This is a genomic window from Chryseolinea sp. H1M3-3, assembly GCF_029360725.1.
Classification (GTDB): Bacteria; Bacteroidota; Bacteroidia; order Cytophagales; family Cyclobacteriaceae; genus Chryseolinea.
Genome location: NZ_JARKMY010000001.1, coordinates 953,484 through 978,196 on the forward strand (window position 1 = coordinate 953,484; position 24,713 = coordinate 978,196).

19 protein-coding genes are annotated in these 24,713 nt (G+C 39.9%); 13 read left to right on the forward strand and 6 right to left on the reverse strand.

Annotation, left to right across the window (positions count from 1 at the left end; translation table 11 throughout):
- Nucleotides 1-12: 12 nt before the first annotated feature.
- The 11 genes from P2W71_RS04100 to P2W71_RS04150 all read left to right on the forward strand — a co-directional run bounded on the left by P2W71_RS04100 (nt 13) and on the right by P2W71_RS04150 (nt 11,685).
- A complete protein-coding gene (locus tag P2W71_RS04100) occupies nt 13-1,122 on the forward strand; it encodes a glycosyltransferase family 1 protein (RefSeq protein ID WP_276367383.1) in 1,110 nt (369 codons plus the stop codon).
- 259 nt (nt 1,123-1,381) lie between these two features.
- Nucleotides 1,382-2,386, forward strand: a complete 1,005-nt coding sequence (locus P2W71_RS04105) for an O-antigen ligase family protein (RefSeq protein ID WP_276367385.1) — start codon at nt 1,382-1,384, stop codon at nt 2,384-2,386.
- Between the two features lie 151 nt (nt 2,387-2,537).
- The gene (locus tag P2W71_RS04110; protein WP_276367388.1) at nt 2,538-3,383 is read left to right on the forward strand and encodes a glycosyltransferase; all 846 of its coding nucleotides are present in this window, start codon (nt 2,538-2,540) and stop codon (nt 3,381-3,383) included.
- Nucleotides 3,384-3,675: 292 nt separating this feature from the next.
- On the forward strand, nt 3,676-4,671 hold the full coding sequence (locus P2W71_RS04115) for an NAD-dependent epimerase/dehydratase family protein (RefSeq protein WP_276367391.1): 996 nt from the start codon (nt 3,676-3,678) through the stop codon (nt 4,669-4,671).
- A gap of 99 nt (nt 4,672-4,770) precedes the next feature.
- Entirely contained in the window at nt 4,771-5,037 is a 267-nt protein-coding gene (locus tag P2W71_RS04120) for a hypothetical protein (protein WP_276367393.1), read from the forward strand.
- Between the two features lie 481 nt (nt 5,038-5,518).
- Nucleotides 5,519-6,970 carry a glycosyltransferase family 39 protein gene (locus tag P2W71_RS04125; protein WP_276367396.1) on the forward strand — a complete coding sequence of 484 codons (1,452 nt, stop codon included), beginning with the start codon at nt 5,519-5,521 and terminating at the stop codon, nt 6,968-6,970.
- A complete protein-coding gene (locus P2W71_RS04130) occupies nt 6,967-7,962 on the forward strand; it encodes a glycosyltransferase family 2 protein (protein ID WP_276367398.1) in 996 nt (331 codons plus the stop codon). The genes P2W71_RS04125 and P2W71_RS04130 overlap by 4 nt, the downstream gene beginning before the upstream one ends.
- On the forward strand, nt 7,937-8,746 hold the full coding sequence (locus tag P2W71_RS04135; protein ID WP_276367401.1) for a polysaccharide deacetylase family protein: 810 nt from the start codon (nt 7,937-7,939) through the stop codon (nt 8,744-8,746). The genes P2W71_RS04130 and P2W71_RS04135 overlap by 26 nt, the downstream gene beginning before the upstream one ends.
- A gap of 278 nt (nt 8,747-9,024) precedes the next feature.
- Nucleotides 9,025-10,068: an MraY family glycosyltransferase gene (locus P2W71_RS04140; protein ID WP_276367404.1), complete on the forward strand. Its 1,044-nt coding sequence runs from the start codon at nt 9,025-9,027 to the stop codon at nt 10,066-10,068.
- A gap of 66 nt (nt 10,069-10,134) precedes the next feature.
- Entirely contained in the window at nt 10,135-11,175 is a 1,041-nt protein-coding gene (pheS, locus tag P2W71_RS04145) for a phenylalanine--tRNA ligase subunit alpha (protein ID WP_276369037.1), read from the forward strand.
- Between the two features lie 36 nt (nt 11,176-11,211).
- Complete coding sequence (locus P2W71_RS04150) at nt 11,212-11,685, forward strand: hypothetical protein (protein WP_276367406.1); 474 nt, start codon at nt 11,212-11,214, stop codon at nt 11,683-11,685.
- A gap of 4 nt (nt 11,686-11,689) precedes the next feature.
- On the opposite strand, the gene P2W71_RS04155 is transcribed toward P2W71_RS04150, so the two are convergent.
- Together P2W71_RS04155 and P2W71_RS04160 are read right to left on the reverse strand one after the other, a co-directional pair.
- The gene (locus P2W71_RS04155; protein ID WP_276367424.1) at nt 11,690-14,254 is read right to left on the reverse strand and encodes a phosphoenolpyruvate carboxylase; all 2,565 of its coding nucleotides are present in this window, start codon (nt 14,252-14,254) and stop codon (nt 11,690-11,692) included.
- Between the two features lie 188 nt (nt 14,255-14,442).
- Nucleotides 14,443-14,859, reverse strand: a complete 417-nt coding sequence (locus P2W71_RS04160) for a DUF1573 domain-containing protein (protein ID WP_276367428.1) — start codon at nt 14,857-14,859, stop codon at nt 14,443-14,445.
- Between the two features lie 335 nt (nt 14,860-15,194).
- Here P2W71_RS04160 and P2W71_RS04165 point away from each other — a divergent pair, with 335 nt between their 5' ends.
- Both P2W71_RS04165 and P2W71_RS04170 read left to right on the forward strand, forming a co-directional pair.
- Nucleotides 15,195-16,457, forward strand: a complete 1,263-nt coding sequence (locus P2W71_RS04165) for a HAMP domain-containing sensor histidine kinase (protein WP_276367430.1) — start codon at nt 15,195-15,197, stop codon at nt 16,455-16,457.
- A gap of 12 nt (nt 16,458-16,469) precedes the next feature.
- On the forward strand, nt 16,470-17,165 hold the full coding sequence (locus tag P2W71_RS04170; protein ID WP_276367431.1) for a response regulator transcription factor: 696 nt from the start codon (nt 16,470-16,472) through the stop codon (nt 17,163-17,165).
- A 22-nt stretch (nt 17,166-17,187) separates the two neighbouring features.
- Here the strand turns inward: P2W71_RS04170 and P2W71_RS04175 are convergent, their stop codons facing one another.
- From P2W71_RS04175 to ileS, 4 genes are all read right to left on the reverse strand, one after another.
- Nucleotides 17,188-18,636: an amino acid permease gene (locus tag P2W71_RS04175; protein ID WP_276367432.1), complete on the reverse strand. Its 1,449-nt coding sequence runs from the start codon at nt 18,634-18,636 to the stop codon at nt 17,188-17,190.
- A 65-nt stretch (nt 18,637-18,701) separates the two neighbouring features.
- Nucleotides 18,702-20,378: an amino acid carrier protein gene (locus P2W71_RS04180; protein WP_276367435.1), complete on the reverse strand. Its 1,677-nt coding sequence runs from the start codon at nt 20,376-20,378 to the stop codon at nt 18,702-18,704.
- 112 nt (nt 20,379-20,490) lie between these two features.
- Nucleotides 20,491-21,153 carry a lipoprotein signal peptidase gene (locus tag P2W71_RS04185; protein WP_276367438.1) on the reverse strand — a complete coding sequence of 221 codons (663 nt, stop codon included), beginning with the start codon at nt 21,151-21,153 and terminating at the stop codon, nt 20,491-20,493.
- Nucleotides 21,154-21,195: 42 nt separating this feature from the next.
- On the reverse strand, nt 21,196-24,666 hold the full coding sequence (gene ileS, locus P2W71_RS04190; RefSeq protein WP_276367444.1) for an isoleucine--tRNA ligase: 3,471 nt from the start codon (nt 24,664-24,666) through the stop codon (nt 21,196-21,198).
- Between the last annotated feature and the right edge of the window lie 47 nt (nt 24,667-24,713).

The following is a 24,713-nucleotide window of genomic DNA, read 5'->3' on the forward strand; positions in this document are numbered from 1 at the left end:
AGCGAACACAAAGTGGAAAAAAGAGTAGCAATAAATCTCCTTAATTTTTCTGATGAAAAAATTGCCGGGGCAGCAGTGTTTGCTAAAAATTTGCTTAATGGATGGTTTAAAAAACAACTTGATTTGCCTGATGTAATTATTTATCATGCTGATAGCGTTGACATAAAGCGTGTGTTTGCCTTTCCTGATTTAGATAACGTAACCTATAAAAAAGTTAAGGCGAATAATTTTTGGTTGCGAATTCTCTATGAACAATTTATGATGCCGTTTGTCCTCAGGGGTTTTGATGTTTATTTTTCGCCAACGCCTGTCATGCCGTTCTTAAGCAGAATTGTTAACAGACAGCTAAAACACATCGTGACCATCCACGACATGATTCCTTTTTTTGTTCCAAAAAAATATGGGAAAATCCGCTCCGTATATGTAAAGCTTATAAGCAAATACAGTTCAAAATACGCAGACAAAATTATTACAGTTTCTGAAAACTCCAGGAAAGACATAAGTTTTATCACTAAGATCAATCCCGCTAAGGTGGTTATCATCTATAATTTTATGCCTTCAATAGTTGCCGCAGAAAACGTATCTTATGATCAATTCTTCCTTTCCATATCAACGATAGAACCAGGAAAGAATATAGAGAATACTATTCGCGGATTTAAGGTATTTTTAGAAGATGAATCGAACCGAAACTATAAATTTTATTGGGTTGGAAAAATTGGATGGGGTTATACGCCGGCAGCCATAAAAAAGATGATCGAAGATTCCGGATTGGAACAAAAGTTTTTTCTTTTGGGATATGTCGATGATACAAAGAAGATCGAGTTGTTAAGGCACTGCACTGCCTTAGTGTATATTAGCCATTATGAGGGATTTGGGCTGCCCGTTCTGGAGGGCCTTTACTACAATAAGCCGGCTGTGGTTTCAAACACCTCGTCGTTACCCGAAGCGGTTGGGAAAGCAGGTATCTTATGTGATAAAAGCGATGCCAACAATATTGGCGTTGCTCTCACAAAGATTACCATGAATTTGCACGAATATGTAAATGAAATACCCGATCAATTGAAAAAATTTGATGAAAACATACAGGTGCAAAGGTTTCTTGAAGTAATGGAATTGAACTGATAATTAATTTCAAATGATTGGTGAAAAAATAAGCGCGAAGTTATTAACTCAGATTCAATTTTTATCGATCATCTTGTTAGCAATTATTTTAGCTTTCAAATTTCCGGCGGCTTTCATCGTTTTGCCGCTCCTTGGTCTTTTCATTTCAGTGATAATAAATCGAGATAACTTTTCCATTAAAAGTCTTCGGGTATCAAAAAAAGGGTATGTCTTTATAATTTTTTTTGGAATTCATTTTTTATGGTTTTTTCAGTCAATTATGGAAACAAAGTCATTTTCTTATTTGGAAAAAACTTTGCCATTCTTGCTTTTCCCCCTGATGATATCGTCCACCTCAATTGATAAGCAAAAACTGAAAATTGTTTTGACAGGATTTATTTGTGCTGTTTTACTTTCCTATAGTTTATCGTTGATAGCGGCTGTCTTTCATTACTTTAATTCGGTTCCCCGATGGGGACGAGCCAGCGATTTTTTTTTCCATGAGCAGTTTACTTCCGGATTATTTGATATCCACCCAACGTACTATAGCTTATTGGGATGCTTAGCTACTCTTTTCGTATTTCAGATCACAACAAAATGGTATCGTTTTCTTATTGTCCTGATATTGACAATTTTTATCATACTAATTAATGCAAGGGTCACCATACTCATTCAGATTTTATTAATCATTTCTTTTCTCTTGAAATATTTTTTTCAAGGTTTTACGTTTCGAAAGCTTGGTTTAATTACTGGGATGGGCTTGATTATTTTGATTTTTATTCGGGTGACAAATTCAATATATGATTATCCGCATCGTAAGATGTTAGTCGATGTAAAATCATCATGGGAAAGGAGTTATGCTACGGATATTTCTGACGGAGATGGAGGCTTAGTGACACGATTTGCCATTTGGCGCAGTGCAGCCGAGGTGATAAAACGTCATCCTCTATTCGGTGTAGGTTTAGGTAATGAGAAGGAAGCTTTGGCGTTTGAGTTCAAGAAAAACAATATCCCTTTTTTAATTCAGAATTCGAACAATGCGCATAATCAGGTGCTCAGTTATCTGATAAGCCTGGGAATTGCAGGCTGTATTCTTTTGACTTTGTTTTTTCTTATACTTATAAGAGAAGCTTATTCGAAAAAATGCTGGCTCTATTTTGAATTTCTGGCCATTTTTTTTATTGTGAGTATGACTGAATCCATATTCAATAGAGGACATGGTGTTGCCATTTTTGCGTTCTTTAATTCGTTGGTACTTTTGAAACATGTAAATCAAGATGAATAGTCCATTTTTCAGAATGTATCCATTAACCCACGGGCTCAGGTTGAAATAATTTAGGTACTAATACATTAACCAACTATATTATCTTGCATCGTTTTTACGGAATAATCACATAATGCTAACGTAGAACAATACGCTGACCATACACATACGCATGTTGCAACATTCAATGTATCCTAAATTTTCAGTTTTAATTCCAGTATATATTAAGGAGAATTCATCGTTTCTTGAATCCGCCTTACGGAGTATCTTGGATGAACAAACTATAGTTCCGGATGAAGTGATCGTTGTCGAAGACGGTCCGATAACGGAAGCGTTGGAAAATGTTATCGGCGATTTTCATACGCGGCATGGTAACGTTATCAAGCGATATAAATTAGAAAAAAATCAGGGAATGGGTATTGCGATGAATTATGGATTGACGCGTGCCTCTTTCGAATGGATTGCAAGAATGGACTCTGATGACATTGCTGTATTCGATCGGTTTGAGCGACAACTCAAATTTTTGAAAAGGAATCCAATGATAGATGTACTCGGCTCTTCAATTGAAGAATTTAATCTCCAACCCGGAGATTTGCGCCGCTTTAGAGCTTTACCACAGGAAAATAACGCCATTGTAAGGTTAATGAAGTTCAGAAATCCTATAAATCATATGACGGTTTTTTTTCGCAAAGAAGTTGCCTTAAGGGCCGGAGGATATTGGTCTCATAAGTTTAACGAGGACTATAATTTGTGGTATGAAATGCAAAAAATCGGTGCTAAATTCCACAACTTGAGCGATAATCTTGTTCACGTTAGAGTTGGAAACAATATGGTAGGTCGACGGAGAGGCTATCACTATTTTGTGTTTGAAAGGATTCTTTTAACGAAATTTTTAAATGACCGTTTTATTACGCCTTTTCAATACTCATATTTAACTTTAGTTAAGTTGTCTTTAAGAATTTTGCCCACGGGTATTTTAAAAATGTTTTACAAAACATTTTTAAGAAAATCCAACTAAATGTTTTTGGTGTGATTGCCACTAACGATATCATATTGCTTTTCGTAAAAGCTTTGGAAATGATATGAGCCCCTGATCTTGCAAATAGAGAAGGAGGCCAAAGTATATTCCAATAATTTCTTAAAGAAATTTAGAGAGTTAGAATAATAGGCACATTATCTGGCATTTCACAGAAACAACTTTATAAGTACATTTGAGTTATGCACGTTTTCAATAGGATTGCCGTTGGTCTATGGGCCTCGAGATTTTTGATTTTTATTATTTGTGTTACAGAAAAATATAATTAGTAAGCATGATCCTGTTAACTGGAGGTTCTGGGTTCATTGGGAGCCATTTTCAAAGGTCTCCTTACGAAGAACAATTCATTAATTTAGACTTAAATGAACCGAAATTTCAATCCAAGGCGGCGTTCTCTCAGGGAGATATCAGGCGAAAAGAAGATGTAAGCAAGGCCATACAATCAAAAAACATAAAGTCGATTATTTCGTTAGCAGCCAAGCATCATGACTTTGGGATTGGCCATGCCGAATATTTTGACACTAATGAGGATGGGACAGCCGTGATATGTGAGGTAGCATCGGAAAATGGGATTAAAGAAATCATATTTTTCTCGTCTGTGGCCGTATATGGTATACGTGGCGAAGTGTCAACAGAATTAACAACTCCGCAGCCGGACAGTCCATACGGAGCATCTAAACTAGCGGGTGAAAAGGTATTGCAGAAGTGGGCTGATGAAGCTGCTGATCGAAAAGTTCTCATTATTCGACCTACGTTGGTCTTTGGACCGAATAATATGGCGAATATGCGAAATCTCATCCGGCAGATCGATTCTGGACTTTATTTCCACCTAGGGAAAGCCGACAATATCAAATCCATAGCATACGTTGAAAACCTGGTGAACGCTACGCTCTATTTAAAAAATCGGATTAAACCGGGCGTGTCAATATATAACTACGCAGATGAACCGCAGCTTACAACGCGGCAAATAAGTGACACAATTGCCCATGCTTTGAATAAAAAAATTCGGGTAACGGTTCCTAAAACATTAGGGATCATGATGGGAATACCATTTGACGTAATGATCAAAGTGACTGGCAAAAATTTTCCAATATCATCAGCAAGAATCAAAAAATTGGGGACACAAACACATCACTCTGCACAAAAGATTTTTCAGGAAGGTTTTAGACCTTCCTTTACTACCCTGGATGGCCTAAGAAAGATGGTGGAATGGTATAAAGAAGAAACGTCCACAGTACGAGAGAATGACGACCACCTGAAAGCAAAATAACCCTTTCCAAAGTGAAATTGTAGAATCTTATTTCTTGGCGGCGCGGACAACCCAACACTCGCGTATCGAATACTTAGTCATAACGTTAAAGAGCGTCTGATGGACTTAAATACCTGGGATAATTTTTGGAAGCGCGAAGAAGATTCATTTCACGAGGTGATGAAAATTAGTACTTCTTTTTTTGCCGCCCGCCTGCAGAAGATATTGAAGATAAAGCCTGGTGATGAACTATTCGACTATGGGTGTGGCCCTGGTTTTCTTGCCGATGATTTGGAACTAAAACAAATAAGGGTAACCGGAGCGGACATCAACAATTTTTTTATAGAACAAAGTAAAAAAAACACCCGGCAAGTTTGTTTTTATTGATAACAAATGATAGCTCCCATAATAAAAAAATATTTCAGGAGCATTTAGTTGATAAGAAATTCGATTTCATCGTATTATTGAGTATCGTTCAATATTTTGAAAATCTTTCAGCCTTAGATTGCGTAATTGACACACTACATCCTTTGTTAAAAGGAACAGGACAAATAATAATAGCGGATATATGTGATCGACATACTTCGTCAGTTACAGATGCACTGTCCTTGTTTTTTCATTGTATTAAAAATGGCAAGAGTATATCGTTTTTTAGGTTCATATTTTACTTACTTTTTTCTGACTACAGGAAGTTGCGTAAAAGGGCCAGTTTACTTAACATATCAAGTGCCCACATGATCGAAATTGCGAAAAGAAACTCGTTGTATTGTAAAAAAATTGATGGACTTACTCTTCATCCTAGTCGAACAAGCTATATCTTAACAAAACGTTTACACACTGAAGCGCCAGACATGTAACTCTATTCTAGATGTCGAACAATATCGATCTTAACCCAAAGTTTGGTGGACTTTTAAAAGATATACGCTTCTGGATTGTATTTTTTTTTCTGCTGCGGCTCTATGGAATTACTTTTCCCCCATTGGAGGTTGGCCACAATTGGCGGCAAACTGATGGGCTAATGATTGCCCGGAATTTCTATGAACGTGATTCGAATATCTTTTATCCGACCGTCGACTTAGCCGGAGAAAAAAGCGGTATTGTAGGTTGTGAATTCCCCACATTAAATTATCTCGTTTACTTGGTTTCTTTGTTGTTTGGCTATGACCACTGGTACGGAAGGCTGATTGTTTTGCTATCTTCATCCATTGGTGTTCTTTTTTTTTATAAGCTGATAAGAAAATATTTTGATGAATCAACCGCCTTTAATTCCTCGATCATACTCATCGTTTCGCTATGGTTTTCTTATTCAAGAAAAACTATTCCGGATGTTTTTGCTGCGTCACTTTGCATTGTGGGTTTATACTGCGCTTTTGGGTATTTTGAGAAAGGAAAACCACTCCATTTACTCATATTTTTTATTTTAGCACTTTTAGGATGCTTGTCCAAAATTTTAGCCGCGACACTTTTAACAGTGCTTCTTTTCCCAATGTTAGATCGCAATATTCCCCTTGGAAGAAAGATTGCATTGTCGTTATTTTCATTGTGTATTTTATCCCTTGTTTGTTGGTGGTATTTTGTTTGGGTTCCATATCTCAATACCACCTATGGGTTTGGAGGCCATTTTTTTATGGGACTATCTTTCACGGAAGGCGCCTCGCGGATTTTACAAAACCTGAACCCAGTGCTAAAACGGTTTTATGGAACACCCTTGAAATATTTTGGTTTTGCTGTCTTCCTGTATGCTGTTTTTCTTGTCATTCATAAAAAGCTCTGGCTACCTCTCGGAGTTTTTCTTCTTCCCTTCATCTCTTTTATAATTATTTTGATAAAGACAGGAACGAGCATCATCGGGGACCACTATTATATTTTAACAGCAATTCCTTCCATGGCTTTCATAACGGGCTACGGTCTAACAAAGGTCAATAGCACAAAGATTGCAACTATCGTGCTGACTTTAATCGGGATCGAATGTATTGCAGCGCAGATTTATGATTTTAGAATACGACAACCTTATAGGTCATTAGCGGAATTAGAAGTACTTTTGGATGAAGTATCCCAGCCTTCTGATTTAATCGCTGTAAATGCAGATTTCCACAATCCGACAGCAATGTACTTCACACATCGTCGTGGGTGGGCTACTCCCAACAGCAACCTTTCGGACTCTACATATAGAAATGAGTTAAGAGATAAAGGATGTCAATACATACTGATAGTCAAAAAATTATATGGAGATTTAAATCTGGAGCATCCCGTAGTGCACGACTCCGAATATTTCAAGATTTATCGGATCAATGATTATAAGAAAGAATCTTTTAAATGAATGACAATTTCAAAAAAACAATTTCATTTGTAATTCCTGTTTACAATGAAGCAGAGAATCTTGGATTGCTTCATAAAGAACTCTGCTCAACGTTATTTGATTTGCCTTATGTCTACGAATTTATTTTCGTTGATGATGGTAGTGCTGACGATTCCTTGGCAATAATTAAAAGGCTTACTGAAAAGGATTCAAATATATTTTACATTGAACTTTCCAGGAACTTTGGTCACCAACATGCATTGAAAGCCGGAATGGATATAGCGCAGGGCGATTGTGTAATTTCCATGGATTGTGACTTACAGCATCCGCCTCAAGTTGTGAGGCAATTGATTGCAAAATGGGAAGAAGGTTTTGACATCGTGTATACCCGGCGAAAGGAGGACAAAAAACTGCCAAGAATAAAAAGAAAAACATCATCGCTCTTTTATGCTTTGTTGAATAAAATATCAGACATGAAACTTGAAAATGGAACAGCCGATTTTCGGTTGGTCAATCGACACGTATTAAAGGCTTTTTCACATTTGAATGAAAATGAACTTTTCATTCGTGGACTGATCAAATGGGCAGGTTTTCGACAGTTCGCTATTGACTATTACCCGCGTGAGCGTTATGCGGGTGAAAGTAAATATGATTTTAGGAAAATGCTGTCATTTGCTTTTCGGGGAATTACTTCGTTCAGTGTTAAACCTTTAAAACTCATCGCATATCTAGGTATATTGCTTTTCTTAATTTCGATGGTCCTTGTTCCATATGCGCTGATTAGTTATTTCATAGGCAAAGCAGTTTCAGGCTGGACATCCCTAATGATCTCAATTATTTTTTTTGGTAGCTTACAACTTTTAATGATAGGTATAATTGGTTTATATCTTGGCAAACTTGTGATCCAGGCAAAACAACGACCGCTCTATTTTATTCGAGATACCAATTACAGTTCTAATGCAGCCAGCAATTTGGAAAGACCCAATCATGAAGAAAGTACTTCTCTCTTTTGATATTGAAGAATTTGATATGCCATTGGAGTATGGAAAGTCCATCCCACTCGAAGAGCAAATTCGTATTTCAAAAGAAGGTACTAGGGTTATTTTGGATATTCTCCATAGAAATAAAATTCGAGCTACCTTCTTCAGTACGGTTGTATTTGCATCACATGCCCCCGAGTTAATTGATCGCTTGGTTAATGAAGGCCATGAACTTGCATCCCACGGATATTTTCATTCGCAGTTCCAAAATAAACATTTATTAGAATCTAGAGATCAGCTTCAAAAACTATCGGGAAAGCGTGTGGATGGTTTTAGAATGCCCCGCATGATGCCCGTAAATGATCAAGAAATTAAAAAAGCAGGATACAAGTACAACTCGTCGTTAAACCCTGTATACTTACCCGGACGATATAATAATTTTTTTAAGCCCCGAATAATATTCAAATCAAATGAAGTATTTCAATTGCCTGCCTCGGCTACACCGATCATTCGGCTTCCATTATTTTGGTTATCATTTCACAATTTGCCCCTCTGGTTGTATAAGTCGGCGTGTCTTTGGACAATAAATCGAGACTTATATCTCAACATTTATTTTCATCCATGGGAATTTATAAATCTTGCCAAGTCCAACTATGGTCTTCCGAAAATCGTAACGAGGAAAACTGGCGCTAAAATGGCTGTGAGATTTTCCCATTTAATTGACTGGATGAAAAGCCGTAAATACGGCTTTTCAACGATAAAGGACTTTTTGCTTTATGATTTATACATATATAAGGTTGGGAACGACATACATTGAAATTTTGATTGTTTTCCAAGTCATCAAATCCGTTTAAATAACAAAGGTCGTTCATTGGAGAGATCAGTTCGTTCCGTCAAATATTGATCTGAGTGAAATAGGCGTATTCCTCGTCCACGTAACACCATTGGTATTGTTTTGAAGATTTTTCACTTTTTAAGCAGCGTCCATTTAGCCAGAAAGTCAAAATGCTAAAAACTTTATAAAAGGGCCTACTTCCATAATGAAAGCTGTAAGATTCCTTATGTTTCATTATTTTTAACATCTTTTTAAATCATATGGCTGTTCAACTCGCTGCTGCGATAACTTCTTTTGTCATTGCTTTTTTAATTGTTCCAGTGATTATCAAATATTCGCTACGGAAAAATCTTGTCGATGTACCAGGCCGGCGGAAAATTCATAAGAAAGTTACTCCTTCAATGGGTGGTATTGCAATATTCATAGGTTTTTTCATTTCCTCGCTCATCTGGATAGATATTCAGGGTTGGGCGAACATCAAATTTATTTTAGTTGCGCTCTTTGTAATTTTTTTTATTGGAGTCCGGGATGACCTTGTGCCATTGCGCGCAATGGTGAAGTTAATGGGGCAGATTATGGCGGCCTCGCTCGTCATCTTCTTATTTGACCTGCGTATTAAGACTTTTTACGGGCTTTTTGGTATTTATGAGTTGCCAGATCTCGTCAGTTACTTCATTACCTATCTTACCATTATTGTTATTACAAATTCATTCAACCTCATTGATGGCCTTGACGGATTAGCAGGTACAATTGCTATTGTTGCCCTCCTTGCGTTTGGATTGTGGTTTTTTCTAGTCGATGATTCGATTTTCTCCATCCTTGCCTTTTCCATGTTAGGTGCCATTTTCGCTTTTCTGATATTTAACTGGGAACCCTCGGAGGTCTTCATGGGTGACACGGGTGCGTTGGTCATCGGAATGATGCTGGCAATCCTATCCATTCATTTTATCAACACCAATTACGGCCTGCCCGCTATGGCTCCTTATAAGTTTAACGCATCGATTGGTACCGCAGCTTGTATTATCATTATTCCATTGGTGGATACGCTACGAATTGTAATACTTCGCCTCTCTAAAAGACAGTCACCATTTCATCCTGATAAAAGCCACGTACATCACGCGATCATGCGGTTGGGTATGCGACACAGTCAGACCACGTTGATCCTGGCTGCTGTTCATATATTCTACATAGCGCTGGCACTCATTTTTAATCAATTCGGTGATGCTTATGTCCTTTCAGGCGTAATCATCCTTTCTTTTCTTTTAAGTGTGTCCCTCGACAGGCTGATTATAAACAAGCTTTAGAAGCAATTATTTTCTGGATTAGTGCGTTTTCTTTCAAAATCTTAATTTTGAGGTTTCTCGAAGTTAATTATGGAAGAACGAATCCAGGAACTATTAAGTGAAGTCAAAGGCTATCTGGCGCGCGACAAAAAGGAACTTGAGGCGTTTCGCCTTAAATACATCAGCAAAAAAGGTGAGATCAGCGAGCTGTTTGAACAATTGCGAAAGGTTTCTTCTGAACAAAAGAAAAATGTCGGTAAGGTATTGAATCAGCTGAAGCAGACTGCCGAGTCAAAGCTTGTAGAACTGACCGAGAAACTGGACGCGGTTCCGGTGGAGTCGGCAGAAATTGACCTTACGCTGCCTCCGGTTCCAAATGAAATTGGGAATCTTCATCCTCTCACCTTAACACGCTATCGCATCATAGAAATATTTGAGCGCCTAGGTTTTAATGTTGCTGATGGCCCTGAAATAGAAGATGACTGGCATAATTTCTCAGCGCTAAATTTTCCTGAGAATCATCCCGCGCGGGAGATGCAGGATACTTTTTTTATTGAGAAAAAAGCAGGTGAAAAGGGACATCAGGATGTGTTGTTACGGACCCACACCTCCAATGTCCAGATCCGGCTTATGGAAAAACAAAAGCCACCTATACGAGCCATTATGCCTGGGAGAGTCTATCGTAATGAAGCTATCTCTGCTCGTGCGCACTGTTTCTTCCACCAAGTTGAAGCACTGTATATCGACAAAAATGTCGGGTTTGCAGACCTAAAACAAACCATTTACCATTTTGCGAAAGAAATGTACGGCAACGACATCAAGATCAGGTTCCGGCCTTCTTTCTTCCCTTTTACAGAACCCAGCGCTGAGATCGACGTCTCATGTTTGATCTGTAAAGGAAGTGGTTGCAATGTGTGTAAGCATTCCGGATGGGTTGAGATTGCTGGTTCCGGGATGGTACATCCCAATGTATTAAAAAGCTGCAATATAGATCCGGAGGAATACACTGGGTTTGCTTTTGGAATGGGAATAGAGCGCGTTACAATGCTTCGTTATCAGATTAATGATCTCCGATTGTTCTCTGAAAATGACATACGTTTCTTGCGGCAGTTCCAACCGGTGATATAAATCTGAAGAGGGACGGAAATCTAAGTGAGGATCTGGATGAATATGCTACCAACGAAAATTCGAAAAACAGCATCTGCTTTTTGGAGTAAGGCCACCGTTGTGTTGGTCTTTCTCGCAAGTTGTTCTCCAGATCTCAGCGATGATAACATCCCGCTGGCACATTTTCCAGATATCATTGTCAATTTAAGTCTTCCTTCCAACATCGCCCTGATAGCAAAGGGCGGTCATAAGGAATTTAATGATGAAGGTGTCAGGGGCATCATTGTGTACTGTGAAGATGTAGGTATTTACCACGCTTACGAACGTAATTGTTCGTACACTCCGAACGAAGCCTGTGCCACGGTCAATGTAGATGCTTCCAATTTATTCATGAAAGATCCATGCTGCGGATCCTCATTCGACTTTCGGACAGGAGAGCCTATTGGCGGTGTTGCCTGGAGACCCTTACGAAAATATGAGACCCTTGTCAATGGTTCACAATTGACGATTACAGAAAATATCATCAACTAATTTCTTATGCTGAGTTACGAGCGGCATTAATGATTCCAAACATACAGCGAAGCACAAGCTTACGATACAGTTTCTCATGTTGTTCTTCCGACTTTTCTAACGTGCGCAGTTGTTGAAGAGCGTATTGCTGAATGGTGATCAGCGGTAGCACGATGCGTTCACGCAACTTTACAGAATCCCGGTTCATAGGCGTATTTTCCATCAGTTCGCTTAGTCCGGAAACCTCTAAAATCATATCTACGGAAAGTTTATATTCCGAAAACATTTTCTTCCAGAGTTCACTGAACTCTTCATCCTTTGCCAGGTAGGCCGTTGCCGGATAATATGATTTGGTAAGCGACATCATACTATTGCTTAGCAGTGTTCTGAAAAATAATGATTCCTTAAAAAGTAGTTTTAACTTGGACAGCTTTCCTTTCTTTTTCAGTTCCTTTAACGCAGTGCCTACACCATAAAAACCTGGGATGTTTTGTTTCATTTGAGCCCAAGACCCAACGAATGGAATCGCCCTGAGGTCTTCGAATTTCAAACTTCCCTGACTACGTTTTACAGGCCGTGAGCCAATGTTAGTATCACCAAAGAAAGCCAATGGCGTTATTTTTTCAAGGTATGGAACGAACTTGGGGTGCTGTTTTAGATCCAAATATGCCTTGTGACCTTCTTGTGCAAGACCGTTTACCAATTGAATTTCATCCGGCGTAAGCTTGTTTCGGTTGATCTTGAAAACATCATTCTCCACTCCAGCCGAAAGCAATTGCTCTAAATTGTATGCGCATGAAACAGGTTTGCCAAAATTAGAACTGATGGTTTGGCCCTGGATAGTTACCTGCACTTCCTTATCTTCAATACTGTCTCCGAGCGATGCATAAAAATCATGTGTATTTCCACCACCTCTGGCAGGAGGGCCACCGCGACCATCAAAAAATACTGCCATAAATCCCTGTTCACGAGAGATTCTGGTGAGATGTTCTTTCGCCTGAAAGATCGACCAGTTCGCGCGCAAGTATCCGCCATCTTTTGTACCATCTGAAAAACCTAGCATGATGGTCTGCTTCGAGCCACGCCTTTTCAAGTGATCACGATAGGCTCCAACGTTGTATAGTGCCTCCATTATTTCAGGGGCGTTGGCAAGATCCTCAATCGTTTCGAACAATGGAACAATGTCAAGCGTGAGTTCATTATTGTGGCCTATGATAAGCTTGGCCAGTTGATAAACACGGATAACGTCTAAGGCAGATTGGCAATTGCTGATCACGTAACGATGACATCCATCTTCCCCATTCTGCTCCTGTATCTGTCCGATGATATCGATGCTTTCAATAAGTTCATGAACAAAATCATCTTCAAATTTTAATGAACCTGGATTGAATTTCAGCGATAACAGCGTTTCAATTTTCTCAGCTTCTGATAGCGAGTCGAAGTCCTTAAGTTTTTTATTTTTTGGTTTTAATTTTTCGATAATCGCGTTCCAAGCATAACCATGCTTACGGCTATCCTGACGGATGTCCATGCTCGCAAAATAAAATCCAAAGATTCTGATTTTTATTATAAACGCCTCTAGCAGATTTAGAAACAAGCCTTTATGATCACGCAGCAATACTTCGCGTGCTTCTGCCAAATCTTGCAGGAGCTCCTTCGGATTGTGATAGATGTCTCCATATCCTCCAAAAGCCATGGGATAAACTTTCCGTTCTGCTTTTGCGATAATATGATCAACACCTTTAAACGTTAATCTTCTTTTCAAAAAGCGTATATCACGATAGTAGCATCTGAATAACGTTTGCTGTAAATGCTGTGCAACCTTCAATGTAATTTCGTGCGTGACGAACGGGTTTCCATCACGATCGCCTCCCGGCCAGAAACCTATTTTTAGTAAATCGAAATTAGTCCAATCCTCCAGCTTCATGTGTAAACCAGTCATGAGCTTGTTCACGATTTCAGGAATGGCAACATAAAAAACATTTTCAAGGAACCAACACAGGCTTACGGCCTCATCAAACGGCGTTGGCTTTTCTCTGTTAATAAATGCTGTCTTTCCCAACTGACGAAGTAACAGGTTAATATGTTCCAGGCGGTTTTCGCGAATGGCTTGCTCAAGGTCATTTAGTATGGCCAGAACGTTACCCGGATAAAACTGAGTAGGGTGAGCGGTAAGGACTACTCTAACACTGAATTCGTTTAGCTTTTTCTTCAACTCATCCACGGCTCCTTCTGCCTCGGCCCGTAAAAGCAGTTCAGTGATTGTGCCCTTTCCTTCCAATTCATTTATTTCTTCAAAAGCAGCATCTTCTATCGAATCAAAAAGCACAACCTGGCGTTCGACATATTGAATAAAGCCGAACAATAAGTTGAATTGTTCTTCGCGGGAAGCTTTAGGGGTATAGTCAGTAAAAAACTTCTTTATGATAGCCTTGGGGTCCTTTCCTTTGTCATAGCCATTTTCACAAGATTGTTGCAAAAGTGGAAGTAACGTTCCAGTGCGGTAGATACCGGTATATGGAAGGTTAAGGAAAAGACTGTTATACATGTGATAACGTGTAGAAACAGTCTCGTTGAATTGACTTGCCATGGTAGTATAAGAAATCCAGTAAAGGTATCAAATACTACATTGGCATTTTCCCTCTAACGCCGAATTGATAACATTTTTTTTGAAAACGTTTTCGATAAAACATTTAGCCGTCAGACTAAGGATACCGTGGCCTTTGCCCACCAACCTTGCATCTGACGGCTAATTCTTAAACGACTTAGATGTTGGTTTTATTGAACCACTTCTCCTTTTATTAGTAGCTGTACGGCACCCTCACCCGCGTTTGCATTTACGGTAACTGTCTTTGTAAAAACACCAACTTTTGCAGCGTTATAGGTTGCTTTTACATAACCCTCTGCGCCGGCAGGAATAGGATCTTTGCTATAATCTGTAACAGTACATCCGCAGGAAGCCTGCACGGAAGAAATGACCAGTGGCGCATCGCCGGAGTTTGTAAATCGGAATTCGTGAGTAACGGGATTGTTCACTTTGATCTTTCCAAAATCATAAGTTGTAACGCTCCACAAAAATTGAGGTGTTTCATTTAGTTCAATGCGTGGCGTCAAAAAGTTGATGGCTGCAAATTGTTGGGCAAAGATGGGTGTGGCTAGCAGGCCGATCATTAAAATCAAACAAATCTTTTTCATAAGTTTAAAATTTAAGGTGAATAAATAATATCATTAACTCCGACGTTGCGCCAGATCAATTTGATCGTCACCAAATGATTTCCGTGCCTCGAAGTACTTGGACAAACTTCATTAATAAATCCCTTCATGAATGTTAATGAGTTTCTAATTCTTGTTAATGACATGTTAAAAATTTCAACGTTGTCTATAAAATTGCGATACCAACGTATCTGTCCAGACCAACATGCCAGGATACACCTCTTTAAACTATGATTTAAATCGTTGGGGACGGAGAGCTTTGTTAACAACTTGTTAATGCCTAAAACCATAATTCAGATTTATCGTAACTTTAATAGGTGAAGAACTCAACCATACGTTTTGTAGTTATTCTGGCAGCCCTCAGCATCGTGGGGATTACCATTACTCAAATCTATTGGATCAGGCGCGCTTTTGATCTGAAGGAAGCTGAGTTTGAACGAACAGTTAGTACAGCCCTTTACAATGTTGCCCAGCAAATTTTTGATATTAATCATACTCCCTCTCCGGCAAATAACCCTGTAAAACAACTCTCCACCAACTATTTTGTGGTCATGGTGAATAGTGAAATCGATGCCAACTTTTTGGAATTTCTTTTAAAGAATGAATTCGAAAAGCGCGGAATCATTGCCGATTTTGAATATGGCGTATACGACTGCTCGAGTGAAAAAATGGTATACGGGAATTATGTCCCTTTAAAAACTTCCAAAGAAAAAGCAACTTCAAAAAATCTTCCCAAGTGGAGTAATCAGAGTTATTATTTTGGTGTTCAATTTCCCAATCGCGTCGCTCACATCATTAATCAAATGGGTATTTGGTCCTTCTCCTCCATCGTGCTGTTACTGGTCATTACATTTTTTGCCTACACTTTGTTTGTTATACTCAAGCAAAAACGCCTCTCCGAAATTCAAAAAGATTTTATCAACAACATGACGCATGAGTTCAAAACCCCCATCGCTACCATCGCTGTCTCAACGGAAGTGTTAAAGGATCCTGCGATTATTTCGCAACCTGAACGTTTAATGAATTACGCGGGAATCATAGAAAAGGAAAATGTAAGACTCAAACAACAGGTTGAGCGGGTTTTACAAATGGCGCGTCTGGACAAGGAATATCCACGACTTAAAAAAGAAATTGTCGACATTCATCAAATCCTCCATGATGCCGTTCGACATCATACCATGGCGTTAGAAGAACGCAAAGGAAGTATCCATTATGAGCTAAATGCCACAAAAACTGAAGTTCAGGCTGACAGGTTTCATCTTACCAGCGTCTTCAATAATCTGTTGGACAATGCCATTAAATATTGTAAGGAGATTCCGCAAATAACAATTCGCACCTCCAACAAAAACCACGGATGTCTTATCGAATTTATAGATAACGGGATCGGTATTAGCCGAGAGAATCAAAAAAGAGTCTTTCAAAAATTCTACCGCGTACCCACGGGAAATGTTCACGACGTAAAAGGCTTTGGCCTTGGCCTCAGTTATACTAAAACAATTGTAGAAGCGCATAGCGGCGAAATTTCTCTGCAAAGTGAATTAGGAAAAGGTTGTTCATTTCAAATTTATATTCCTGGTTAATTTGTTTCATAAATGATAACGGATAACAACAGAATTCTGCTCGTTGAGGATGATCCAAGTTTGGGGTTTGTCATTAAAGACAATTTGAGTTTGAAGGGATATGATGTGACCCTTTGTAAGGACGGCGAAGAAGGTGAGCGATCTTTTCTTAACCACCATTATAACCTCTGCATCTTCGACGTGATGCTTCCTAAAAAAGATGGATTTTCCTTAGCACAAAGCGTTAGAAAAAGTAATGCAACGGTCCCGATATTGTTTTTGACAGCGAAGTCGATGATGGAAGATAAGCTGGAAGGATATCGTACCGGCGCAGATGACTATATCACAAAGCCGTTCAGCTTGGACGAATTGCTTTGCAAAATCGAAGTGTTTTTAAGGAGAAGTCCCAGAATTCATTTGGGGCATGAGAAGATTGTTCCGCTTGGAAAATACGAGTTTGATTTCGCTAACTTAACGCTGAAACAAAACGGCGTCGAAAAAACGTTAACACAAAAAGAAGCGGAGGTTTTAAAATTGCTTTACCACAACCGCGAGCGCGTTTTAAAGCGAGAAGAAATTTTGAAACATGTGTGGGGCGACGACGACTACTTCATGGGAAGAAGTATGGACGTTTTCATTTCGAAGCTCCGAAAATATTTAAAAGAAGATGCCTCCGTTCAGATTGTGAACTACCATGGTGTCGGCTTTAAACTCGAAGTTGCCGGCTAACAGATCTTTAACAACTTCCCTCCTATTGATTTCGTAGATGGCTGTTGTTTTTGCTGTATACGAAATAAATTACAATTCCCATGGCCATCCATACGAGCAAGCGAACCCAGGTGTCTCCTGGCAGAAATGCCATCATCCCCAAACAAATAATCATTCCCAATATAGGTACCAGGGGAACAAGGGGTGTTTTAAAAGCCCGTGGCTGATTTGGCATTTTAACACGCATAACCCAGACACCGGCACAGACCAATACAAATGCCAGAAGAGTTCCTATACTCACCATTTCTCCTACTACACGTGCAGGGACAAAGCCAGCAAACAGGCTCACAAATATCATAAACAATAAGTTCGATTTGTAAGGCGTTCTGAATTTGGGATGGACATCAGAAAAGAATTTAGGAAGCAGCCCATCTCTTGACATCGAAAAGAAAACACGCGATTGCCCCATGAGCATAACCAGAATAACAGAAGTATATCCAGCCAGAATAGCCAGGATAATTGCCTGTTGCAAAAATGTGTAAGGTGTATGACTAATCGCGACGGCAACCGGTGCAATACCATCCTGGCCTGCAAATTCTTTATAATTAGCAAGGCCGGTCATGACGTGCGCAAATAAAACATACAGGATTGTACAAACAACAAGCGATCCTAATATTCCTATGGGCATGTCCTTCTTTGGATTCTTCGATTCCTGTGCAGCAGTTGATACAGCATCAAATCCGATATAAGCGAAGAATACGATACCTGCTGCGCGAATTACACCGCTAACACCGAACTCCCCGAAAGTGCCCGTATTTTCAGGAACATAAGGAATGTAGTTATCAGGATTGATATAACCCCATCCTAGAAAAATAAAAACAAGCACCACAGTTACTTTCAACATCACAATAATCGCATTTACAAACGCTGACTCCTGGATACCCTTGATGAGAATAAAAGAAATGATAAATACAATGACAACGGCAGGGAGGTTGATCATGCCACTCACAACAGAACCATCGGCCAACGTTGCTGTATCGTATGATGACATAGCAAGATAATGGGGAATATGAATATCGTAGTACTCTAAAAACTTAACGAGATAACGAGACCAACTGATGGCAACCGTTGCTGCCCCCAATGCATATTCCAAAACTAGGTCCCATCCGATGATCCATGCTATGAATTCGCCCAAAGTAGCATATGAATATGTATATGCACTTCCTGCAACGGGAATCATAGACGCAAACTCCGCATAGCACAGGCCGGCAAATGCACAGCCCAATGCGGCAACGATAAACGATATCGTAATCGCAGGACCAGCATTTGCAGCAGCCGCAACGCCCGTGATAGAAAACAAGCCCGCGCCGATGATTGCACCAATACCCAAGGCTACCAGGTTGGTAGGCCCCAGTGTACGCTTTAGACTTTTTTCAGAATCCTCAGCTTGCTCCAGTAGTTGATTGAGAGGTTTCTTAATGAACAGACCCATGGTAATTTCTTAACGTAAACAATTCAATCATTTCGCTTGTACTTTTTCGTACAGCCATTTTAATATTATTCGCTTTTCTTATTAGGATATTCCTTCTTGAATCCGATCCAATATTCTTTTAAGGTAGTCTTCATGTCTTTATGCAATAAAAGAATTCCCACCAAATTCGGTATCGTCATGAGTGCTATGGTAATTCCAGACAGCGTCCAGATAATGGTCGTATCTGTAAATGACGCCAGAAAAAAGCCGATGACATAAACGATGTGATAGTAGATTACCCCTTTCGCCCCAAACAGGTATGTCACCGCCCGATCTCCGTAATACGACCATGATATCGCTGTGGAAAAAGCAAATAGTAAAAGTCCGATAGTAACAATGTATTTCCCATATTCTCCAAAAGGACTTCTCTTGAATGCCTCATTGGTAAGCGGAGCGCTATGCAATAACGATTTACCACTGATTTCTACATCACTACCGTTTCTTATAAGCTTGCCATTCACAATTTTTAATTTACCAGTAAACTTACCGTTGCGTTCACTAACCAGTATATCTTCTCCCACAGACCTCGCATGAAGTATGGTAAGATTGTTCGTAATTTCTCCTGCGCTTACGTCCAAATCCCCTGTAAAAAAAGGCAAGGATTCTTCGCCTTTGATGTAATTCGAAAGTTTTTGCTTGTCCTCTGCATTTGCCTCATCGTATTTGGAATCAAGCACAATAAGGTCTGTATCTTGAAAATCATTTTGAATTTTATCGTCCCATGCCCCAGAAGACAGTACAGCTAAGCCTGTAAGCAAACAAATAATAATGGTGTCAATAAAAGGTTCGAGAATGGCGACCATTCCTTCGGAAACAGGTTCATGCGCTTTTGCTGCAGCGTGCGCGATCGGGGCAGAGCCTTGTCCAGCTTCATTAGAAAACAATCCCCGGTTTACGCCCCTATTAAAGGCAAAGGAAACTGTCGCACCAAGGAACCCGCCGGTAGCGGTCGTGCCTGAAAACAGGTCTCTCCCAATTGTAGCGATGGATGGAATTAAGTTCTCTACGTTGTAAAGAATTACAGAAATGGCTCCGATGAAATATAAAATGGCCATGAAAGGAACTAACATTTCAGAAACCTGCGCAATGCGTTTGATTCCTCCAATGATGATGAAACCTAAAATAACGGTGAGGATACCCCCTGTGATAATATGATCCAATCCAAAGGAGGTATACATGGCGTTGGCAATGCTATTGACTTGAGGGAGGCTGCCAGTGCCGAAGGAAGAAAGCACGGTAGCCACGGCAAAGATTACTGCAAGCCACTTCATGTTCAATGCATTTTTCATATAATACATTGGCCCGCCGGCAACATGTCCTTTCACATCCATTTCCCTGTATTTGTGTGATAAGGTCACCTCTACAAATTTTGTAGTCATACCGAGAAATGCTGTTACGAGCATCCAGAAAAGCGCCGCAGGTCCACCGAGGTGAATGGCTAACGCAACCCCTGCAATATTTCCCGTTCCAACCGTACCAGAAAGTGCTGTCGCCAATGCTTGGAAATGTGAGGCATCACCTACATCAGTAGATTTATCATACTTGCCTCTTACGATCCGAATGGCGTGACGGAAAAAACGTATCTGCGGAAATTTTAAATAAAAGGTAAAAAAGATACCGGTGCCTAATAGAAAATATACAAACCAATTTGCGCTTCCAATATAACTGTCGATGGTGGCGAGAACGTCATTTAGCTGCTGCATTTCGGAATCGGCTTTGGTTTAAGCTAGTAATAATAGCGAAATGAAATAAAAACGCTCAATAAGTTAGAATAAAACTTATTGGAATATTTTTATCAGGTACAAGCACACGAATTCAGACTTCCTTGGAATCCGATATTTCCTTCTCTGTCGTAGAAATCGGGGGGGAATCAATCTGTGGTTCTTCCTGATGGAGTTTGTCAGCAAAGAACTTTCGCTGAAAAATCAAAATAATGACTACGCCAATGAAAATAGAAGAGTCGGCAACGTTAAATACCGGACTAAAAAATAAAAAATATTCACCACCAACCAAAGGCACCCAAGCTGGCCAGGTATGATCGAAAAGCGGAAAAAACAACATATCAATTACTTGTCCATGAAACCATGGGGTTGGAGAATTCGGCGGGTGATTGTTCAGCAGCACACCGTAAAATGTGCTATCAATTACGTTACCAACAGCTCCTCCAAGTATTAAGGCCATGCATACCAAAAATCCATAGTGTGCTTTCCTTTTAGCCATTTTAACAAGGTAATAAGCTATCCCGACCATCGCGGCGATGCGAAAAGCAGTAAGCGCAAGTTTTCCGAATTCATTGTTCCAACGAATTCCGAAAGCCATGCCCGGGTTCAAAAGATAATGCAGTTTAAATCCATACTGCTCATTGCCTAACACTGTGATTTCCTGATGCAGATACATATAATGATAAACGAGCAGCTTCGAAACTTGATCGATAATAATCACCAGCAACGCCAGCAGGAAATATTTGTAGACTTTCATTCTTCCGTTATCTGTTAGTGAAACCGTGTATCAGCACGGACATCATTTCATTACACTGATTCTGACCTTTAATACAAACTCATCCATGTCTACCTCAGTTGCATCTGCAATACTATCCTTTAACTCTAAAGTAAGTGCTTGTGTTTCTGTACTGATATAGTCGCTAAATTCTGTCAACGCAGCCGTTACAGCCTCACCATCTTTTTCGACCTCTATACTAATTTTATCGAGCACTTCCAGTCCTTGCTCTTTTCTTAAATTCTGGACACGGTTCACGAAGTCGCGGGCAATACCTTCCTTCTTCAATTCATCGGTCACCCGGATGTCCAACGCAACGGTAAGGCCACCCTCGGAAGCTACTGCCCATCCTGGAATATCTTCCGAAGAGATCAGCACATCTTCCAATACCAGGTCAAATCCTGATTTTGACAATGCACCCTGTTTTTCTAAAACTTGGATTTCCTCTTTATTAAGGCTGCTAATGACAGCAGAAACTTCTTTCATCTTCGGCCCGTATTGTTTGCCTAATTTGGGGAAGTTAGGTTTTACTTTTTTAACCAATACACCAGAAGTATCATCAATGTATTGAATGGTCTTTACGTTGACCTCTGCCAAAATAATATCCTCAACCGTCTTAATCCGATCAGCAAATGACTTGTCTAACACCGGTAACAAAATCTTCTGGAGCGGCGTGCGAACTTTGATCTTGGAATTTTTTCTTATCGAGTGCACCAGTGAACAAATCCGTTGGGCATAATCCATCGACAGCTCGAGTTCCATATCAATTCTGGACGACTCAGCCTTTACAAGATCTGTTAAATGAACTGATTCATGACGCAGCGGCGTTTTATTTGCGATAGCCTTTTGACGAATGTTATCCGTAAGATTTTTGTATAACCACTCAGCATAAAACGGCGCAATGGCTGACATCAATTGAGCAGTCACCATTAAACTTTCGTAAAGCGTTTCATAAGCTGCTTTCTTATCAACAGAAAATTCACCTTTCCAGAAACGTTTGCGATTTAAACGTACGTACCAGTTAGACAAATGATCATTCACAAAATCCTGGATCGCTCGCGCTGCCCGGGTAGGTTCATATTCATCATAAGCTTTGGTCACTTCAACGATCAACGACTGCAGTTTCGATGTGATCCAGCGATCCAGTAAACTCAAATTACTTGCCGGAACATTATTCATTTCATCCTTTTCAAATCCATCGATATTAGCATAAAGTGCAAAGAATGAATAAGTATTTTGCAGGGTACCAAAGAACCTTCGTTGAACCTCCACAATCCCATCGTAGTCAAATTTAAGATTATCCCAGGGTGGCGCATTCTCCATCATATACCAACGAACCAAATCAGGTCCATACTTCGACAACGTTTCAAATGGGTTTACAACGTTCCCCAAACGCTTGGACATTTTGTTTCCGTTCTTATCGAGCACAAGTCCGTTGGAGATTACATTCTTAAATGCAATGCCAGGATTACCGTTTGAAAGATTAACCGCTTTTATTTCATCGCTGCATTCGTTAATCATTACTGCAATAGCATGCAGCGTGAAAAACCAGCCGCGTGTTTGATCAACGCCTTCTGCAATGAAATCAGCGGGGTAATTTTTTTCAAATACTTCTTTATTTTCGAACGGGTAATGCCATTGCGCATAAGGCATGGCACCCGAGTCGAACCATACATCAATCAAATCAGGCTCCCGGTACATTGGTTGTCCTGACGGACTTACTAAGATAACGTCGTCAACATATGGTCGATGAAGATCAAATTCAGGAGGAAGTGCAGCTTTCATAATGCCGGCCTGAATTGATTTTTGAACTTCATTTGTTAGTTCGTCCATCGAGCCAATACAGATCTCTTCCTGGCCCTCCTTAGTTTTCCAAATGGGTAAGGGAGTCCCCCAGTAGCGCGACCGTGACAGATTCCAGTCTACAAGATTTTCCAACCAGTTTCCAAAACGGCCGGTACCTGTTGACTCAGGTTTCCAGTTGATAGTCTTATTCAACTCCGCCATTTTATCCTTTAAAGCTGTGGTCTTAATGAACCACGAATCAAGTGGATAATAAAGTACCGGCTTATCTGTCCGCCAGCAATGCGGATAAGTGTGTTCGTATTTCTCGACTTTAAATGCTTTGTTCTCCTCTTTTAGAATAATGGAAATGATAACATCGGTGTTCTTATAATCGTGATGGGTTTCATCTTCATTTGTATAATTCTTTACATAGAAGTCATCAACATCTAAAAGCTTATGTGTTTTGATTCCAAATTTGGCAACTCCTTCTTTTAATTTAGCGCCAACTTCTCTAATAAATTTCCCTTTGCGATCGACCGTTGGTATTTCATTTCCCGCATCATCGCGCACTGTTAATGGCGGAATGCCATGTTGTTTGGCAACTCGAAAATCGTCGGCACCAAAGGTTGGCGAAGAGTGAACTACGCCCGTTCCGTCTTCCGTTGTCACGAAGTCTCCTGCAACAACCTGAAACGCCTTTTCCGCGTCATACAAGGGCTGCACATAGGGCATCAGTTGGTTATATTTTATGCCGATAAGCTGCTTTCCGGAAAATTCCTGCACTATTTCATAAGGTATAGCCTTATCGCCGCTTTTGTATTCACTTAGTTTTAGGCCTTTATTTTTTTCTGAGAAATATTTTCCTAAAAGATCTTTTGCCAACACAACACTAACCGGTTTGAAAGTGTAAGGATTAAATGTGTTGACCTGAACATAGTTTATTTTTTCACCGACAACCAACGCGGTATTGGACGGCAATGTCCAGGGGGTTGTTGTCCAAGCTAAAATGAAAACATCTGCATTTGCTTTCTTGAACAAAAAATCAGATTTGTGATCTTTCTTGATATTAAACTGAGCAACAATAGAAGTATCCTTGACATCCTTATAGCAACCCGGCAAATTCAGCTCATGAGAACTCAGGCCCGTACCTGCAGCCGGAGAAAAAGGTTGAATTGAATAACCTTTGTACAACAGTTTCTTATTGTATAACTGCTTTAGTAACCACCAAAGTGATTCGATGTATTCTTTGGAATATGTGATGTACGGATGCTGAAGATCTACCCAGTATCCCATTTTTTCCGTAAGGTCATCCCATTGATCCTTATACATCATCACCGTCTCGCGGCATTTTTGATTATATTCTTCAATGGAAATTTTCTTGCCAATATCGTCTTTAGTAATGCCTAGTTGTTTTTCTACCTGGAGCTCCACCGGCAATCCATGCGTATCCCAGCCGCCCTTTCTCTTCACCTGGTAGCCTTGAAGCGTTTTAAATCGGCAGAAGATATCTTTTACGGTCCGGCCGATAACGTGGTGAATGCCAGGAGTTCCGTTGGCAGAAGGCGGGCCCTCATAAAATGTAAAAGAAGGTGCACCTTCACGGTTAGTCACCGATTTTTCGAAGATTTTCTCTTTTTTCCAAAAATCAAGTATTTCACTTCCGATCTGGGCAAAATTCAGTGATTTATATTCTTTGTATTTCCCGGCCATTGTTTCTACCTATATTTTTCTCACTCCCGACTACCATCGAGACAAAT